The following is a 17,303-nucleotide window of genomic DNA, read 5'->3' as shown; positions in this document are numbered from 1 at the left end:
AGACTGGAAGAAATCGGGTAGGTGCACGAGAGGCATCAAGGGGTAAGCAAGGTAGGGCGTGACTATGACCGCGAACGCCAGCGCAATTCGCCCTCGTGATCGACGGCCCGCCACAGGTAGCGCATCTCACCGTTGATGCGGACATAGACCTCGTCCAGGTGCCACCGCCAATGGGTGTGCTGGCGCATCGCCTCGACCCGCTTCTTGCGGATCTCGGAAGCGAACATCGGACCGAAGCGGGTCCACCACAGCCGCACCGTCTCGTGGCAAATGTCGATCCCCCGCTCGTGCAGGAGGTCTTCCACGTTGCGCAGCGAAAGGGGGTATTTGACGTACATCATCACAACCAGCCGGATCACCTCGGGCGAGGAGTCGAACCAGCGAAATGGGTTAGGCGGAGGCTTCCGGCGGGGCATCCCCCTCCCCACCCCCGGCCGCGCTCACCGCAAGGTACATTTCACCTGACAGAGCCTATATTTCAGCTGACAGTGTCCCCAGGCGTGATTGATTTGGTGTCACAGTGAACTTGCATGGGCGCCGCCAAGCAGCCGCTCTCGCAACGCGTCGATAAAGGCCCGCACCCGGGCGGGCACGTGCGTGCGGGTCGGGAAAACGGCCCATATCCCGACTTCCAGCGGCTCGACGTCAGCGAGGACGATGCGCTGCAATTCTCCGCGCGCGATGTGCTTGTGAACGTCCCAGTAGGTCAACATGGCGATTCCAACGCCCGCGATGCAGGCGGCTCGCACCGCATCGACGGTGTTCGCCGACAAAGGACCGCTAATCCGAACCCGGTGCGCCTCGCCGCCCCGGGTGAAGGGCCAAGCGTCCATCGCATGAAGCTTAATACAGGAGTGGCTCACCAGGTCTTCTGTCGTGGCTGGTTGACCGAGACGGGCGACGTAGCCCGGCGATGCGATGAGAGTGAACGGATTGTCGGCCACCCTCGTCGCGATCATGTCCGAAGGTTTCATGGCCGCCACGCGGACCGCCACGTCCAGTCCTGCCGTCGCAATGTCGACGACACCGTCGCTCAGAGTCAAATCGACACGTAGCGCGGGATTGTCGGCGATCAACTGGGCCACAACAGGGACAACGACAGAGTGGCCGATGACGTTGGGCGCTGTAATCTTCAACACGCCTGAGAGGCCGGAGCCCCCGGACGAAACCGAGTCGAACGCCGAATCGCGCGCCTCTATCAGAGCGGCGGCATGAGGCAAAAACGCCTCTCCCTCGGGCGTCAGGGACAGGGACCGCGTCGTGCGGTGGAACAGCCGCGCGCCTAACTCGGCTTCGAGGCCAGCCAACCTGCGGCTGACCAGCATCGGTGTCGTGCTCATCTGACGCGCCGCCGCCGACAGGCTGCCGACGGTCGCAATGGTGCGAAAGAGAGCCACATCTGCAAGATCCATATTATAACGCTAAGCGATATGATGCTTATCGTCCACCTCATCTTCTGGGCCCCACCAGCAGAGGCTAGATCTAGCTCCAGGGAGCAGGGTTCTCTTTGCTCTTGAGCTGAAAGCGCCCGATCCGGCGCATCTGGAGGTCAGGACGATGGACGTCGATACTCACGCGCTTTTCGCGCCGATCGTTATAAACGGCCATAGCCTGAAGAACCGTCTCTCTGTCGCGCCGATGACTAGGGTCACGGCGAACGAGGACGGCCGGCCCTCCGAAACCATGACCCGCTATTACGAGCGCTTCGCACGGGGCGGGTTCGGGACGGTCATCACCGAGGGCATTTACACCGACCAGGCGTTTTCGCAGGGCTATCTCCACCAGCCCGGCATGACCGACGAGGCGCAGGCCAATGCCTGGAGGCCGGTCGTCAGCGGCATCAAGGCGCACGGCGCCTTCGCTATCGCCCAGATGATGCATGCCGGTGCGATCAGCCAAGGCAATCGCTTTCGCCACGGCACGGTGGGCCCGTCCGCCATCCAGCCCAAGGGCGTGCAGATGACGCTTTATCACGGCAAGGACCGCTACGCCCTGCCGGCCGAGATCACGGACGAGCAGATCGCCGACGCGATTTCCGGCTTTGCCGACTCGGCCGCGCGAGCAATCGAGGTCGCCGGGTTCGACGCAATCGAAATTCATGGCGCCAACGGCTATCTGCTCGACCAGTTCCTGACCAACTACGCCAACAACAGAGCCGATCGCTGGGGGGGCGCCACGGAAAACCGCGTGCGACTGATCCTCGAAACCTTCAAGGCGGTGAGGGCGAAGATCAGCGCCAAGACGCCGGTCGGCGTGCGCATCTCCCAGGGCAAGGTGAACGACTATCACCACAAGTGGGCGGGCGCGGAGCGCGATGCGGAAATCATCTTCGGCAGCCTCGCCGACGCCGGCGCCGATTTCATCCATGTGACCGAGTTCGAGGCATGGAAGCCCGCTTTCGCCGTGGGCGGTCCGTCCTTAATGCACCTCGCAAAGCGCTACGCCCCCGGAGCGACGATTTTCGCCAACGGCGGCTTGCACGACATCAAGCAGGCGGTCGCTGCGCTGGAAGACGGCGCGGACATCGTCACCATCGGCCGCGGAGCGCTGGCGAATCCCGACTTTCCTCGGCGTTTGTTTGAGCGTGGCGCCCTCAAAGACTTCGATCCCGCAATCCTCGGGCCCGTCGCCAACATCAAGGAAACAGAGCTGGCGATGTAAGCCAACTCGGTTGCTGCGGTTCGCAGGCATTTGCCTCGAACCGAACACTAAGACCCCCACCACTCAACAGAGGATATCTCCGATGGCTAAGTTCGCGTTACTTGTCGAATTGAAGGCTAAACCGGGAAAGGAATCGGAAGTCGAGGCGTTTCTGAAGAAGGAAGCCGCGCTGGTCCGTGGAGAGCCCGGCACGTTGTCGTGGCACGCGACGTCAGTCGAAGGTGAGCCCGGCGGCTATAGAATCTTCGACACCTTCGATGATGAAGTCGCCCGCGAGGCCCATTTGAACGGCGAGGCCGGACAGGAGCTTGTGGTGCACGCGGAGGAACTATTTTCCGTGGCTCCCAAGGTTTATCGGCTTCAGGTGGTCGTCGAAAAGTAAGGCCATACTGCGGCTCTTCATTACCAAACGGATGTTGATCCTGGGCGGCTGCGCTCAATGACATGCCAGCCGCCCATCCCCTACCGCAACACTCTTCGGAAGGAACCACAATGGCTCTCGACTCAACCAAACCGACGATCGTACTTGTGCACGGGGCCGTCGAAGACTCGTCGCTCTGGACTCACGGCGTGATCCAGGGGCTCCAGCGCGACGGCTTCCCGATCAAGGTCTTCTCCAATCCCTTGCGGGGCCTGGCGGTCGACGCTGCCTATCTGCGCAGCTTGCTGGACACGATCGAGGGGCCCGTGATCCTCGTGTCCCACGCCTACGGCGGGGCCGTCATCACCCAGGCCGGGGACGATCCCAAGGTGAAGGGCCTCGTCTACGCGGGCTCCCCCATGCCCGGGTTGGGGGAATCTACAAATGATTGTCTCGAACGGTTTCCCGGCGGCGACTTCGCCTCGTCCGTCGATCTGACCGAATACACCCTGCCCGACGGAACCAAAGGCACGTATGCCCTCGTTCAGGCTGACAAATACGGCTACCTCCTCGCCGCCGACGTGCCTGAGAGCGTGCTCGCCCTGATGATCGCCACCCAGCGCCCCGTCGACCTGCTGGCCCTCAGCGAGAAATTGACCTCCGCGGCATGGACGAGCAAGCCGAGCTGGCAAATCAGGCCTTTGCTGGATCCCGTGATCCCCCAGGAAGAATTCAAGTTCGAAGCCGATCGCGCCCACGCTCACGTCATTGAGCTGAACTCATCGCACGCCATCCCCGTTACTTTCCCTGAGGTCGTGGTCGATGTGATCAACCAGGCTGCCCTTGCTGTCGCCACGTAGCGCCGGCGACTTGTGCGTCTACGCCACGCGCTGCGGCGTAGACGCCAGTCCGTTGACACGGAGCGCTCCAATACGCCGAAGATCTGGTTCGGGGACTGGAGGGGGGCCGCGAACCGCCGCACGGCTGGCGTTCCATCGGTGCTGTCAGTCCAACGCGAACTTATCTCCGCTTAGACGTAGCTCTCCCAAACCCGAGCTAGCTCTACCCCATGACCTGCCGCCACTCAGCCAGGGCGGCTGAGCGTCGATCTTTGTAGGTCTGTCGGCTAACGAGGTGGCGCTCCTGGTTGAGGTGGTTGTGGAAGGATGCGTGAACCGAGGCGAACTGCTGGAGTGTTTTCATCCTCCTAAACCTCAGCATCGCCCGCTCTCGTCGTCGGAAGGGCTGGTGGGAATTCTCCGCCCTGTTGTTGGCCCAACGGCCTACCTCCTGGCGGTCGGCAACGTTCAACTCGTTCATGGCGGCTCGATAGGAGCGCAAGCCATCAGTGGTGATGGTCTTGGCGCAGCCGTGCCGCTTCATGATCTTCTTCATGAACTTCAGCGCAGCCGCCTTGTCCCGATCCTTGGTCGCAAAGGACTCGAGCACTTCACCCTCATGATCCACCGCCCGCCAGAGGTAGTGCATCTCGCCGTTGATCTTCACGTAGACCTCGTCGAGGCGTCACTTCCAATGGGTATGCTGGCGCATGGCTTCGACCCGTCGCTTGCGGATCTCTGAGGCGAACATCGGGCCGAAGCGGTCCACCCACTTGCGAACCGTCTCGTAACAGATGTCGATCCCTCGCTCGTGCAGCAGGTCTTCGACGTTTCTCAGCGACAGCGGGTAGCGCACGTACATCAGCACCACCAACCGGATCACTTCCGGCGAGCTGTCGAACCAGCGAAACGGATTGGGCGGGGGCTTAAGCTTGGCCATGGGGCTCGGCCTTAGCCCCCTCCCCTCTGGCCGTCAATTTGCGCTGACAAAGCCCGCGGGCGTGCTGCGCCTCCCAGTCGCGCCTGGGTTCAGGGTCGTCAATGGGAAAGGCTTGTTCAGTCTCGGCCAGGGCCGAGGTCCGGGCCGCTTCGGCCTCCAGGAAGGCGACAAGGTCGCTGCGGAAAGCCGCGAGCGCGCCCGCGTCGGTGCTAAAGGGCTTGAGCACTTCGAGCGGGCTGTCCTCGAAAACCGCCGGCAGCCAGAGACGTGCGAGAGGACCCAAAATCTCCTGCAGGGTCGCGACCTGGCCGGCCTCAAGCGCCCCCCCCCCACCCTGAGCAGACGGATGGTGAATCCTGTTACAGAGGCCGTAGCGTCGGCTTTCTCCTCGGCTTCGGAAGCGACTTCATCGCTATGAGCTTCTCACCTTCAACATAGCTCTGGATGCGTTTGCGGACGTCTGCGCCGAGAAACATCACGCTCAGGCCAGCACGCGGGAAGCCATCCTCCCTCAATCCATTGGACTCGTCGGCCTGAAGCTCCTCCTCCGAGAACATCGACCATTCGACCCCGCTACGATCCAAAGTCCAGCCTACACCGTGAAGAGCCTCAATCAGCGCCTGCATGCTATCGACGCCGTAAGCTATACCATCGGTGAGAGCGACTTTATCGCTGTCGGTTTGGAATGTGTAACGGCATAGGGCACGCCCTTCCTCGGTTTGTTCGGGTGTTAAGAGTCGCACAACAACCTTGATCTCGACTTCATCGACCGTGCCGTAGATTGATCTCTCAGCGGCAATAGGTGTCATCGGCATTAACTCGCGGCCTTTCCGGCACTCTAACACGAAGCTGGCGAGAGTCGCTTTGCCACCCTACCCGGCCCAATTCGATGTCCGCTCTCCGGCGGGAGGGCTGGAGATGCCCATGCCTGCGGCTCTGCGCCCATAACCGCCATGCACCTCGTGCCGATTTTCGGACGTCCAGGTGGAGCGGAGTCGCCCGTTCAGGGGGGGCAATGGCGAATCTCGGAGGTAGATCGGACGAAACTCCCGTCTCGGCGTAGTCATTAATCGCCGTAGCTTGCAGCGGATTTGCGGGCGCGATACGCAATCAGCAGTTGCCGTCCGGAGGGTAAGTTGATGGCTGCACTACGCTTGGCTAGCTTGCTCCTCGCCGCTACCACGCAGGCGAGTACCCCGCGCGATGATACTTGGCCAAATGCGACAGTGGCGGGCGTCACGGTCATCGCATCGCGACCCAACAGCGTCACAATTACTGCGGCGCACAAATGCCTGAAACCCGATGAACCCGCAGATCGAAACACGCCAGCGCCTAGGATAATCAGCACTTATCCAGCCATGGGTGCAACCGTACGGCCCGGCCTGCTGGTCATGCGAGTGACCTTCGATCAACCGATGTCTTGCGGCTATTCGTTCGTCACGGCGCCCAGACTCCCTTACCCCTGCTACCCGGCGGGCAAGCGGGCTATGCTGCTCAGCGATAACCGGCGCACATTCCGCCTTCTCTGTGCGGTTCGCGCCAACGAAAGGTGGGGCCTATGGCTCAACTCGAATCAATTCCAGCATTTCGTAGGTCTCTCGGGTCGCCCCTCCGCGCCCTACGAACTAACCTTCTCGACCTCTTCTGAATCCATGATCAGGACAGTTCATGAGGCGCTTGCGGCGGACCCGTTTGGCGAAAGCGAACTCGGTATCGTGCAGCGCTAAACGCCCGCCGGACCGAGGCGGAAGTCCGCTCGGCGCCCATAGCCGCCATGCGGGCTCCGCCGGATAACGGACATCTCAAGCGCCCGAACTCCGCTGTTCAAGGGCGGCCCAACGGCGGCTTTTGGGAGTAGTCCCGACGAAATCACCCCCGCCTAAAACTGGACGTTCCCGGGGGCGAGTTTCGGCGCGACCGGTCAGGGCAGAGGGCGACCCACTTCGGCCGGCGGGCGTCTGTTTTCTGGAGGCATGCGCCAACGTCGGCGACGAGGCGCACTACCCGAGACAAAGGGCTCTAGGATGCCGGCCGCAAAGACAGTCCCTCAACGCGCCCGCTCTCTCCGAGCGCGATACGCCACTCAATAGCGCCCTTGTCGAAGGTGACCATGAAGATGTCAGCGCCACCCGGACCTACTCCTTTGAACTTGATCGACTTAACGGCGCCCAGCGGGACGAGCTGGGCTTTGACCTCGTCCAGGGTGCTGCGCACGACCTTGGCCAGGTCCGGGTTCATTAGGTCGTAATTTGGCGCGCCCCGCTGTAGCTCACCGAGGATGCGACGCAAGGCGTCTTCCGTCCCGGGCGTAGGTACGCCTGCGGCGGCGCGCTCAGCCATATCGCGTGACATACGCTCCGCCTCCGCAGCATCAATCTTCTTGGCGGTAAGCGGCTCCCCCTGCTCGCCTCGCCTGACAAGCGCGCCGCTCACCTGCCCGTCGGTTCCAATTTGGAATTCGATCTTCATAGGGTTGGTCTTGGCGAAGAACTTTCCCTGGCCCTGCGGGTAGAGCATCATCTTCGGTTGGGCGCCGATCGAAACAACCAGCGCGTCGCCGCGGATCTCCAGCTTAGCCACCTGGGAGGGCGAAAGCTTGTACTCGCCCGTGTAGCGCGCTAGGGCGGCGCCCCCTTCGGGTGCTTCACGGGGGTAGACCTCCGCTCCCATGCAGAGACCCGCCAGGTCGGCCGCCAGCTTGTCCACGCTAGGTGTGACCTCGTTGGCGAACGCGATGGCGGTCACACGGGACTTTGGATACCGCTGGAATGAAGCGCTGAAGCCATTGATGCCGCCATTATGCCAGATGCGATCCTGGCCCCACTTCTGGTCGATCACGAATCCAAAGCCGTAGCTGTGGCCGTAGTCGGTGAACATCGTCTGCAGCGACTCCGGCTTCAGCAGCCGTGCCGTATAGAGCGCATGGTCCCAGGTCAAAAGGTCGTCGACAGTCGAATAGAGTGAGCCAGCCGCAAACGGGACGCTCATGTCGAGAAACGGCGCGTTACGCCAACCTCCATCCAGATCACGCTCATACCCGGACGCCCGACCGAGGATAATCCTCTCTGGATCGTCATAGCCCGACCCGCTCATACCGAGAGGGCTAAAGATGTGCTTCTTTAAATAATCCTCGTAGCGCTGCCCCGACACCTTCTCGACCACGTAACCGAGCAGTATGTAGCCAGAGTTGTCGTAAAAGAATTTGCTCCCCGGCTTGAACATGAGCGGCTTGTCACGGGTAAGCTTGATCAATTCATCGATCGTGTGTGGCAGGCGGGCCTCACGATCAAAGAAGCCTGAGATGGCGGTATAGGTCGGGACACCGGACATGTGGGTCAGAAGATGACGTAGCGTAATCGTCGACCAAGCCACCGGTGCGTCCGGATAATACTTCGAGATCGGATCGTCGATCGACAGCTTGCCGGCCTCCTGGAGCTGGAGGATGGCGGTTGCGGTGAACTGCTTGGTGATCGATCCGATGCGGAATTTCGTTTCCGGTGCGTTCGGAACCCCAAGCTCGCGGTCGGCCATCCCTACGCCCTGACGCAGCACCGGATGTCCATCGACGGCGACCAACACGGCTCCCGAGAACGCATCCCCCTGGTCGTAAGCCTGGATCGCCGATCGAGCTTCGGGCAAGAACGCTGGGTTGGAACATGCTGGCGAAGCCGCCACCACACTCGGAGGGCCAGATAGCATCGCCAATCCGGCGACGATGGGTATGGCCCGGAGCATGCGACGATCCCCTCTGAGGCAGCAGCCGCGGATCAACGAGACGATCTCCGCTCTCAGCGCTGAATGACGCTAAATCAATGTCATCCGGTCCACGCAACCGCGACGATTGACCTTACCCCGACAACGTTGCACTTGAATTGCCAGATAGAAAGCTATGTCAAATCTACAGGCCCGATGCTCGGCTTGTCGCGGTGCAGGTCAAATTCCAACTGCCAAAGGCGGCGTCGCGCCCAATGCCGACATACGCTCTCTGCCTCTGCCGAGTTCCGGACACTTTTAGCACCGGTAGTCCCTCGCTAAGGACAGCCTGGATGGCGCCTTTTGGGGTAATCCGGCCGAAATTACCCTTCTCCAATTGCGGACGTTGGCGGCGGCTGATTCGGACTACGCCACAGCGCTAGGCGACCCAAACCCGTGGATGGTCTTGAACTAAGATCACGTACAAAATCGGGGCACCGCCAAATCCTGCAGATCAAGCCTTGATCTTCCAGCGCGCATATTCTTCATCGATGCGTGGCGAGATCAAGCGGGCGTTCGCAGCATCCTCATCGGCGTCGTGAGCCTTGCCCATCTTTCGCTCGATGACCGCGCGCAGATACAACGAGGATGAGAGCGCCGGCCGTCGATCCAGTGCGGCGTCGATGTCAGCCAAGGCCTCGTCCAACCGGTTCAGCCGGAAATAGACAAGCGCGCGGCTATCGAGTGCAGAAGCATTATTTTCTGCGAGTTCGATGGCGCGCGTACAATCTTGAACCGCGCCGTCGAGCTGCACAGCCAGGGTTCCCTTGATCCAGCAACGTTCGTTGAGGAACACGGCGTTGGCCGATTTGACGGCGATCGCTTCGTTCATCGCGGCCAGTGCGCCTTCAGCATCGCCGATCCTGGCCATCAGTTCGGCCTTGATCGCCAGCCAATCCGGCTTGTCTTCGTCCGCACTCGCGAGATGCTGCTCGATAGGCGCCAGGCCCACATCCTTTCGTCCCGCATCGATCTGAAGCAGGCCAAGTTGAGTGAGCGCGGTCTTTGAAGACGGTTCGATCCCCAGCGCAGCCTGATAATCGGCCGCCGCCTTGTCCTTTTCTCCCATCGATTCCAATAGGGCGGCGCGGCGCAGATAGGTGGCGGCGGCGCCATCCAGCGATATCGCCTTGTCAAGATCGGCCAGCGCCAGGGTCCGCTGGAAGGTGCCTTCATAGAAGGTCGCACGAGCGAGATACCGGACCGCGTCATCGGGCTTGGTCGCGATAAGAGTGGTGAAAAGGGCGGCCAGCCTGTCGAGTTTGTGCGTGCGGCGAGCGGCGGTGATCTGCTGGTAGACCGGCGGGTAGTCGGGAACGGTGACGAGGCGCAAGACTCGCCCCTGCGCGGTGGCGAGCTTCGCCCGCGCCGACGGCAGCTCGGTGGGCGGCAGCTCCGCGCCACTGCTCGTGGTCCGCTCCTCAAGGGTCAGGAGATCACCGGCCAGGCTGGCTTTTCGGACGTAGTTGCGGCCGGCGATATCCAGATCCAGGGCGGGATCGCCCTCCAAGGTAATCCCGTGGCCGCCATCCGGAAGATGGAGGCGCGTGGTGAGGACGCTGTGGCCGGAATCGCCCGTCGCGATCGGTATGTCCTTCCATGCCGTCCGGGAGCGATCGCTGTTCAGTGCAAGGCTCGAAATTCCGCTCGCCGGCCGCAGACGATAGGCGTGATCCTGCCGCCTCCAGGCGGGTCTGGCGATGCCGGTGACGGCGACCGTCGCCGTGCCAGTAGCGGCGTCGAAGTCGAACTTCTGCGTGACCGGCAAAGCGCCTGGTCCAGCCGCGCCGCCAAGGCTCGCGAGCGAAAGCGCCAACAGCTTGTCGTTGTCCAGCTGGGCCGCAACGGCGCGTAGCACATCGGCCGCGCCGCCGCGCACGGTCACGGTCGCCGAGAAGGGAGCCGCCATGCCGATAGCCGCGCTTTCGTCGATGTCGACGGAAATCGTGCGGGTCGGCCGCGCCGGTGCCCGCAATGGCAGTTGCATCAGCGTCGCGCCGCCCTCTCGTACCGGCAGCACCGATCGAAATGGGGGAGGATCGCCCATGTCCTCCAGCCGGGAGCCACGCCCGGTGCCGTCCAGCCACAGATCCTCGCCGCTAATTTTTGCGTGGACAAAGATATGATTGAACGCGGCCGGCGCGGGCAGGCGGATCGCGACGAGATCGCCCTGGCCGATGCTGGCCAGAACTGGCTCGGCGTCGATGTCGAGGTCGTGCAACATGGCCAAAAGCAGCAAAGTCTTGGCCTTGCAGTCGCCATAGCCGGCGGACCAGGTCTTGTCCGGCGACTGGGGCATGTAGTTGCCGCCGTTCATGCCATCGGCGAAATAGCGGATGCGATCCTGGACCAGGGCGAGCGCTGCGGCGCCCCGCCGTTTCGGGTCTGTCTCCGAGGCGCGAATCTTAGCCACCTCCTGGGCAAGTGGGGTACCCGCCGCGATGAGCCCCTTGGTTTGATACAGGGGCGCGAAGACAGCGGATACCGCAGTCCAGTCGGCGAAGCTGCTGGCCTCGATCGCGGGAAACGGTTGGAAGCGTTTCGGCGCGTCGGCCGGCATATCGGGCTGCTTCGGCGCGGGTAAGACGAAGCTCAGCTCATGCCAGCCCGATTTATCGCTCTCCGTCGCCTTCAGCCCGGCGGGATAGGCCTTCCACCGGATCGGCGAGCCGACCGGCCAGAGCATCCGAGCGCGGGCGAAATCCACCTTGAACGGCTCCGATAGCGCCAATGCGCTGGCCTGAACACCACCTTTCAAGGCTGGATCCTTGACCGAGACCGAGTAGGCGACGTCGAGGACGTCGCCGACCCGCAATCCCTCGACCTGCAGCGTCGCTGTTAGGATCCCATTCATCTCGAGTTTCTCGAGACCCTGCTCGCGCCGAATGACGCTGAATTTCTGGCCGGCCTTGAGGACGTCGATATGTTTGCCGTCGCGGATGATCTCGACGCGATGAATGATCAGGTCCCCGTGGAAGGGCTGCCAGTTCAGCGTCACCGTGCCCATACGCGCCAGCGCCTCGGCTGAAATCGCGCGGGAGCCCATCTCGTGATAACTCCACACCGCACCGTCGGCGATCCGCGTCTGTTCGTCCAGAAGCGCAAAGAGCGGCAAACCCGAGTCGCCCTGCTTTATCGGCGGAGCGGGCAGGATCCATGGCGGCGCCGGCTCATAACGAGGCGTGTCCGTCGCCCATGCAGGCGCAGCCACGCCCGCCAGCAGCATCATTCCGAGAGCAATACGCAAAGCCAATCTCTCCCGACGAACGCACTGCATATCGTTGCCCGCAATGGTAGTGAAGTCCGATTTCTGCCTACTGCTATTGCCGGGAAAAGCCATCGTTCTGACAGGGGTAGCCTCCCTCTTGAAGGCGCTGAGTCGGTCTGTAAGGGGAAGTTCTACGAATAGGCCCGCCCCGACCCCGCCGATCGACACGGTCGCTTCCAGCCGCTAAGCTTGAGCACGGCCTGACGGCGAAACGCGCCCTTTGTGGACTCAGGCCTTCCTTCAAAAACACGACATTATGCGCGCCGGCCAAGTTCGATATCCGCGGAGCCCTGATGTCCGAAGCTGGCGGTCAAGCGGACTTGCGCGGCCGCACAGCGGACGAGCCAAGCTCGATGGGCGATCCGAGGGCGATATAAGGGTAATGCGGACGGAATAAATCCTGCCGACCTCCCGCGTGGGGAACGCCGGCGTGAGCCTTATCACCTCTATCGAAAGCCTGAGGCGGGGGCCGTCGTCGCCACGCCAGAAACTTCACTTGGTTAGGCCCTCGGCAACGCTGTGCAACTAAGGGTGCAGAGCGCTTCCCGGAGATTTCGCTATGAGTGCTGCATCCGTCCTCGCCGAACTCGACGGCAAGCCTGCTTTATCTCCGGCGGACGCTTTGGCGGCCCGCTCCAACCTTTATGGGCAATCGGCCGAGATCTCGCGTGGAGACGCGGAAGCGATTTTTAAATTAAATGCCAATGCCGGGAGCCACTCGCAAGAGTGGCGGAACCTCTTCGTCGAGGTCATCACCGACTATGTCGTCCGGCAGACCCATCCTGTCGGATATGTCGATGACGATCGAGCCAACTGGCTGATCAGCACCATTTCGAGCTATCCGCGAATTCGTGAGGACGAGGTTGAGCTCCTCCTTCACATACTCGATGAGGCCGATCAGACCCCGGGAGCTTTCGAGACGTTCATCCTCAACATGCTGAAGGCGCTGACGCTGTGGCGACTGAAGCGTAACGGTCGACTGGAGCGGGTCGATGTCGAGCGCCTGCGGCGCGCCGTCTTTGGCAAGGGCAGCGACGCCAACGACGGGGTCTCGCGCAAGGAGGCCGAGATACTGTTCGACATCAATGACGCCTTGGGCGGCGCTGATGCAGAAGGTTGGAGCGACTTTTTCATTCGCGCAGTCGCTAACGCCATCCTATTCGAATCGCCCTGGAAACCCGACGCGAACAAGGAGCTTGCCGAGGAAGCCTGGATCGCGGATCACGGCATCCATCCCTTCAGGCGAATAGAGGCGGAAGCCGAAAGTGGGCATTTCCTTCATGATGTAGGAGAAGGATTTCACGAGGTTGTCCAATGGGACTTCCACGGTCAGGATCTAGCGGAGCTCGGAAGCAGGGTCGCAGCCGACCAAGCCCTGGAAGCCGCCGCCGAGGCGGTCACCGAGGATGAGGAACATTGGTTGCTCGGAAGGATCGGACTGAATGGCCGTGTCGACGCCAACGAGCAGGCTCTTATCGAATTCGTTGTCGCTAACGCACACGCGTTGCCGCCGGATTTCATGGCGCTCGTGCAGGGCCTTCAAACGAAAAGGTCGTCGTCCGAGACAGGGCTCAATCCCACCAAGCCGTCGCAGCCCGTGCCCTAACTTTCGTGCGTCCGCTTTCAATGAGCACTGCTGAATTCCCGGGGCGGGCGCAAGGCTCCGATGCATTGAAACGGTTAAGTTCCGAATGCGTGTTCAACCGCATGGGCCGCAACCTGCTCGGGGAAAGTGCGCCCTCTGCGGACTTAGGCCTTCTTCCGGAGACGCGACATTACGAGCCCCGTCTAGGCTCGATTCCACTGCGCCCTGATGTCTGGAGTTGGGGTAGTCCCGACGGAATTACCCCCGCCGCGTTTCGGACATTGCCGGCGGCAGCTTTCGGGACGGGTGCTCGGGGTGATAGACGACCCTAGTCAGACATCCGTCCGGCCCCTGGCCCTTGGCTCGCACGGCCGCGCCGCTAAGCTGCTCAGACACAGCCGGCGTTTCGACTCCAGATCAAGAGGATAGTATTCGAGCAAACTCCTCGCGCAATGTGCGGTCGAGGCAACCTCGATAATGTATATAGTCTCGGTGGGTTGGATCAATCAGGCCAAAGCTCGCTGTGTTCGGGCTTTCGCAGCGGATCAGAGCGATCGGCGCTGCGATGGGCGAAAGACGACCTCCGCGCCCAGCGTGGAGGGTGCTTAGCAAGCCAAACATTTCCCCAGTGATTGTTGGCCGAGCCAGCGTAATAAGTCGATACTGGCCACGGTCGTTCGTGACGAAATAGATTTGGCCGGACTGGTGAGGCAGCGAGACTTCACCCTTTTGGGAGAAGGGCGCATCGAGGCGATTCGTCTCCTGGAACAAGAGGCGAGCCTGCGTCTCGTCCCACCAAATCTCGGTCAGATAGGCGTATACGGCGTGGGCCTGCTCGAAGCTCGGCCGAAGCGTCAGATAGGCTCCACTCAGCCATTCTACGCTGGCCCGGCCATAGCCGCCGATCGAGGCGGGGGCCTCCGATGCGCAAGCGGCGGCGCGTAAGCTAATCTGCAGCACGCCTTCAAGTCGCACCAAGGTCGAAAGGGTAAAAGTTCGGCTGCCGGAGAGCGCCTTCTCCAATGTGGAGAGGCCGACCCCGGCCTCATCCGCCAGGCGCTGGCGCGAGATGCGGCGGCGCGCCAGGGCTTCGCGGATGCGAAGCGCCGCCATGCGGTTCTCCTCCTCGTTAAGCTCCTCGGGTTCCATCCGGCTCTCGATCCGTTAAAATCCGGACATAGCCGGACATTTTCGCCGCGCCTAGCTGAGCGACGCCGACTGTGGCTGAAGCTGGCCGATGACGACGCTCGCTGCGAAGACGAACTCGCGCCAGAACAGGGGTTAGGCGAAGGAGCAGGTCATGCGGATTAAATGGCGCGCGTCGGCGGCGCTGCTGACCTGGATGGCCGCCACAGGACAGGCAGCAGCGCAGACCTGCGAGCCGCCCCACGCTACGGCCGCCGAGCCGCGGCCCGGGCCTGCCGACCGCCTGGACTATTACTTTGCCAATTCCCAAGGGCCTGACGCTTATCGCGCCCTCGCCGGGCTCGGCGATCCCGGGCTGAGCGACTGGGACGATGGGAGACCAGCATTCCAGATCGACGACCACGCCGACAGGGACCTCCTGCATCGCCTGTTTCCGTCTGTAGCGCTGACCGCCAACAGTTTCCCCACCTACGACGTCGGCGCTTGCCGACTGGAGCAGCCGGTTGCGACATTGAAAGCTCGCATCGCCGCGCTGGGGACGCATGCGCCCTATGTCGAACAATGGCTTCGTGTCCAGCAGGCGGTGTTATCTCGCTGCCTTCGTAATGACCTCGGCGGCGCGGACCAGCTGCCGCCCCCGATGCCACTGGCCGATAGGGCCCTGGCCCAACTGCAGCGTCAGGATCGCGCCTACCAAGCGGCGGCGCTGCTGTTTTACCAGCACCGCGCGCGGGAGGCTGCAAAGGCGTTCGAACGGATCGGAACGCGGCCGGGGCCACACCGCGCGTTCGCGCACTACATGGCCGTGGCGATTCGAGCCGGGACAGAGCCTAAACCTTACGGAAGCGGCTATGCTCCGTTGATCCCATCTGCGCAGTCGATCCACGAGGCCCAGTCGATCCTGGCCGATCCCAAGCTGATCGAGGTCCATCCGTTGGCCTATGACCTGATCGGCTGGATCGCCGCCCAGGACGGGACGACCGCAGCCCACACGGTGCAGGCGCGCCAGGGGCTCGATGCGCTCGAACAACCCCTGACGAGGATCACCGCCGATCCCGAAGCCCACCGACGCTACAGCGCCGCCCGTTCTGACCTCCGCTTCGAGTTCAGCACCTTTCCGGACCAAGCCGCATATCTCGACGGATCCATATCTGAGGAGCACACCTCTAGCCGCGCCATGGCCGCAGCGGCGCAGACCGATCCGCTCGCGGCCTGGATCGTCTTGCCGGTTTCGCCTTACCAGACCCACGCCTGGGCGACGGTGAACGGCGTCGAAGGCATGGCGCGAGTTCAGGCGGACCTGGAACGCAGGGCCGGCGTCAGGCTCGACCCCTCCAATCCCTGGGTCCATCAGGCGCTCGCGTGGCGCGAGCACGGCTATGACGCGCAGGTCTGGAGCATGGTCGAGCAGGAGGGGGCGGACGCGTCGCGCTGTGGCGGCGATAGAGCGCTGGCGGCCGCGGGGCTCGACCTGTTCCACCAGGTCCGCACGGCGCTGATGTACGGCGTGCGCGAGGACGAGCCGTCCGCGCCGGCCTTCACCGCCGCAGTGATGCATCTGCAGCGCTTTCCTTTTCCAAAGTCGCATAGTTACGGCGCAACGCTGCGGGAGAGCCTGCGCTATCTGATGGCGACAGGGCGGCTCGCCCAGGCGCGGGGCCTGCGCGATGCGCTGGGGTTGGACCGCCTTTCGGATGACGCCTTCATGCGCCGGGAGGGTTTGATCGATGTTCTGATCCTCCTGGCCGAGGATGAAGACCATCTGGTTCCCCTGCTCTCCGGCGACGCCTACGACACGGCGGGTCTTCTGAACCGCCTGCTGATCGCCGAGCTGCGCAGGCTGGCCGAGCGGCGTGACGTGGCTACGGAGGATCGTGCGACCTTCGCACGGCTCGCCTGGGCGCGGACCTATGCACTGGGACAGCCGGTGGCCCCAGATCTCAACCGGCTGATGCGCTCGCTCAATCCGGACATCACCCAGGGGTGGCTCTCCAGTCCGGACGACGCCATCCGTCCCGCAGACCACGTGGCGCTTCTCGATGTCCTCGCCACCCCGGCTCTGAATGTCTCCCTGGACGCGTACGGGCGTCGGCACGCCAATCCCGACGCCGCCAACCCAGGCCACACGGTGGCCGGGATCGACCACAACAAGAACGACGACGACAACTGGTGGTGTCCAATAATCCCCAAGCGCGTCGAGGCGCAGAAGGTCGACGCCATTTACACCGCCATGGTCTCCGAGGATCGCTGGGAGACGACGGCGCCCCAGGACTGGACCCCGCAGCGCCTACCTGCGAGCGGGGCGATGCTCGCTTCCAGCTTCATCCTCCGCACCAACAACGCCGCGGAACTCGCCGCTCTGAGTCGCATCGAGACCGCGCCGAAGCTCCTGACGGAGCGGACCATCGCCTGGATCCGGCGGCCAGGGCTGTTCGGCACTCGTTCAAGCCAACCAGAGGCGCTGGCCCTCGCAATCCAGACCACGCGTTGGGGGTGTGATTGGGCGGGACCACACGGAGCCTATTCGCACGCCGCCTTCGACCTGCTGCACCAGCGGTTCGCCGGCTCGGAGACGGCTAAGGGATCCAAGTACTGGTACGACTGCAACGGCTATTGCCGTCCGCGAGACGAGGATCTGCCGCCAGAAGCTCCAAAGCCGCGAACGGGATTCTGGTCCCGGCTCTTCGAGCTCCGGTGAGCCGTCACCACACTTATGGCGCAGCTGAGCTTTTCTGGCCAACCATCTCTAG

The 17,303-nt window shown here is 62.6% G+C and carries 12 protein-coding genes and 1 pseudogene; 5 read left to right on the top strand and 8 right to left on the bottom strand.

The window, feature by feature from the left end:
• Positions 1-62: 62 nt before the first annotated feature.
• Both GSQ87_RS21925 and GSQ87_RS21920 read right to left on the bottom strand, forming a co-directional pair.
• Entirely contained in the window at positions 63-416 is a 354-nt protein-coding gene (locus GSQ87_RS21925) for a DDE-type integrase/transposase/recombinase (RefSeq protein ID WP_216839523.1), read from the bottom strand.
• A gap of 99 nt (positions 417-515) precedes the next feature.
• Positions 516-1,412: a LysR family transcriptional regulator gene (locus GSQ87_RS21920; RefSeq protein ID WP_158918738.1), complete on the bottom strand. Its 897-nt coding sequence runs from the start codon at positions 1,410-1,412 to the stop codon at positions 516-518.
• Between the two features lie 145 nt (positions 1,413-1,557).
• On the opposite strand from GSQ87_RS21920, the gene GSQ87_RS21915 reads away from it, so the two are divergent.
• From GSQ87_RS21915 to GSQ87_RS21905, 3 genes are all read left to right on the top strand, one after another.
• The gene (locus GSQ87_RS21915) at positions 1,558-2,661 is read left to right on the top strand and encodes an NADH:flavin oxidoreductase (RefSeq protein ID WP_158918736.1); all 1,104 of its coding nucleotides are present in this window, start codon (positions 1,558-1,560) and stop codon (positions 2,659-2,661) included.
• Between the two features lie 82 nt (positions 2,662-2,743).
• Positions 2,744-3,043, top strand: coding sequence for a putative quinol monooxygenase (locus tag GSQ87_RS21910; protein ID WP_158918734.1), 300 nt, complete (start codon positions 2,744-2,746; stop codon positions 3,041-3,043).
• A 110-nt stretch (positions 3,044-3,153) separates the two neighbouring features.
• Positions 3,154-3,882 carry an alpha/beta fold hydrolase gene (locus tag GSQ87_RS21905; protein ID WP_158918732.1) on the top strand — a complete coding sequence of 243 codons (729 nt, stop codon included), beginning with the start codon at positions 3,154-3,156 and terminating at the stop codon, positions 3,880-3,882.
• Positions 3,883-4,084: 202 nt separating this feature from the next.
• Here GSQ87_RS21905 and GSQ87_RS21900 read toward each other — a convergent pair.
• The 5 genes and pseudogenes from GSQ87_RS21900 to GSQ87_RS21880 all read right to left on the bottom strand — a co-directional run bounded on the left by GSQ87_RS21900 (position 4,085) and on the right by GSQ87_RS21880 (position 11,801).
• Positions 4,085-4,801 (bottom strand): annotated as a pseudogene (locus tag GSQ87_RS21900) (IS6 family transposase).
• Positions 4,788-5,084 carry a hypothetical protein gene (locus GSQ87_RS21895; protein WP_158918730.1) on the bottom strand — a complete coding sequence of 99 codons (297 nt, stop codon included), beginning with the start codon at positions 5,082-5,084 and terminating at the stop codon, positions 4,788-4,790. The pseudogene GSQ87_RS21900 and the gene GSQ87_RS21895 overlap by 14 nt, the downstream one beginning before the upstream one ends.
• A gap of 76 nt (positions 5,085-5,160) precedes the next feature.
• Entirely contained in the window at positions 5,161-5,616 is a 456-nt protein-coding gene (locus tag GSQ87_RS21890) for a hypothetical protein (RefSeq protein ID WP_158918728.1), read from the bottom strand.
• 1,204 nt (positions 5,617-6,820) lie between these two features.
• Complete coding sequence (locus GSQ87_RS21885) at positions 6,821-8,500, bottom strand: serine hydrolase (RefSeq protein ID WP_256375909.1); 1,680 nt, start codon at positions 8,498-8,500, stop codon at positions 6,821-6,823.
• A 508-nt stretch (positions 8,501-9,008) separates the two neighbouring features.
• Complete coding sequence (locus GSQ87_RS21880) at positions 9,009-11,801, bottom strand: DUF3857 domain-containing protein (RefSeq protein ID WP_158918724.1); 2,793 nt, start codon at positions 11,799-11,801, stop codon at positions 9,009-9,011.
• A 580-nt stretch (positions 11,802-12,381) separates the two neighbouring features.
• On the opposite strand from GSQ87_RS21880, the gene GSQ87_RS21875 reads away from it, so the two are divergent.
• Complete coding sequence (locus GSQ87_RS21875) at positions 12,382-13,428, top strand: hypothetical protein (RefSeq protein ID WP_158918722.1); 1,047 nt, start codon at positions 12,382-12,384, stop codon at positions 13,426-13,428.
• A 396-nt stretch (positions 13,429-13,824) separates the two neighbouring features.
• Here GSQ87_RS21875 and GSQ87_RS21870 read toward each other — a convergent pair whose 3' ends face one another.
• On the bottom strand, positions 13,825-14,556 hold the full coding sequence (locus tag GSQ87_RS21870; RefSeq protein WP_158918720.1) for a helix-turn-helix transcriptional regulator: 732 nt from the start codon (positions 14,554-14,556) through the stop codon (positions 13,825-13,827).
• Between the two features lie 151 nt (positions 14,557-14,707).
• On the opposite strand from GSQ87_RS21870, the gene GSQ87_RS21865 reads away from it, so the two are divergent.
• Positions 14,708-17,251 carry a hypothetical protein gene (locus GSQ87_RS21865; RefSeq protein ID WP_158918718.1) on the top strand — a complete coding sequence of 848 codons (2,544 nt, stop codon included), beginning with the start codon at positions 14,708-14,710 and terminating at the stop codon, positions 17,249-17,251.
• Positions 17,252-17,303: the final 52 nt, after the last annotated feature.

The organism is Caulobacter sp. S45, assembly GCF_009765965.1.
Lineage (GTDB): Bacteria > Pseudomonadota > Alphaproteobacteria > Caulobacterales > Caulobacteraceae > CAHJWH01.
Note: the sequence above shows the minus strand (reverse complement) of the source record. Positions and strands in the feature narration are given on the sequence as shown.

Excerpts from the sequence above, each read along its gene's own strand:
- GSQ87_RS21925 (WP_216839523.1), bottom strand. The coding sequence starts at position 416 with ATGCCCCGCCGGAAGCCTCCGCCTAACCCATTTCGCTGGTTCGACTCC.
- GSQ87_RS21920 (WP_158918738.1), bottom strand. The coding sequence starts at position 1,412 with ATGGATCTTGCAGATGTGGCTCTCTTTCGCACCATTGCGACCGTCGGC.
- GSQ87_RS21915 (WP_158918736.1), top strand. The coding sequence starts at position 1,558 with ATGGACGTCGATACTCACGCGCTTTTCGCGCCGATCGTTATAAACGGC.
- GSQ87_RS21910 (WP_158918734.1), top strand. The coding sequence starts at position 2,744 with ATGGCTAAGTTCGCGTTACTTGTCGAATTGAAGGCTAAACCGGGAAAG.
- GSQ87_RS21905 (WP_158918732.1), top strand. The coding sequence starts at position 3,154 with ATGGCTCTCGACTCAACCAAACCGACGATCGTACTTGTGCACGGGGCC.
- GSQ87_RS21890 (WP_158918728.1), bottom strand. The coding sequence starts at position 5,616 with ATGCCGATGACACCTATTGCCGCTGAGAGATCAATCTACGGCACGGTC.
- GSQ87_RS21885 (WP_256375909.1), bottom strand. The coding sequence starts at position 8,500 with ATGCTATCTGGCCCTCCGAGTGTGGTGGCGGCTTCGCCAGCATGTTCC.
- GSQ87_RS21875 (WP_158918722.1), top strand. The coding sequence starts at position 12,382 with ATGAGTGCTGCATCCGTCCTCGCCGAACTCGACGGCAAGCCTGCTTTA.
- GSQ87_RS21870 (WP_158918720.1), bottom strand. The coding sequence starts at position 14,556 with ATGGAACCCGAGGAGCTTAACGAGGAGGAGAACCGCATGGCGGCGCTT.
- GSQ87_RS21865 (WP_158918718.1), top strand. The coding sequence starts at position 14,708 with ATGCGGATTAAATGGCGCGCGTCGGCGGCGCTGCTGACCTGGATGGCC.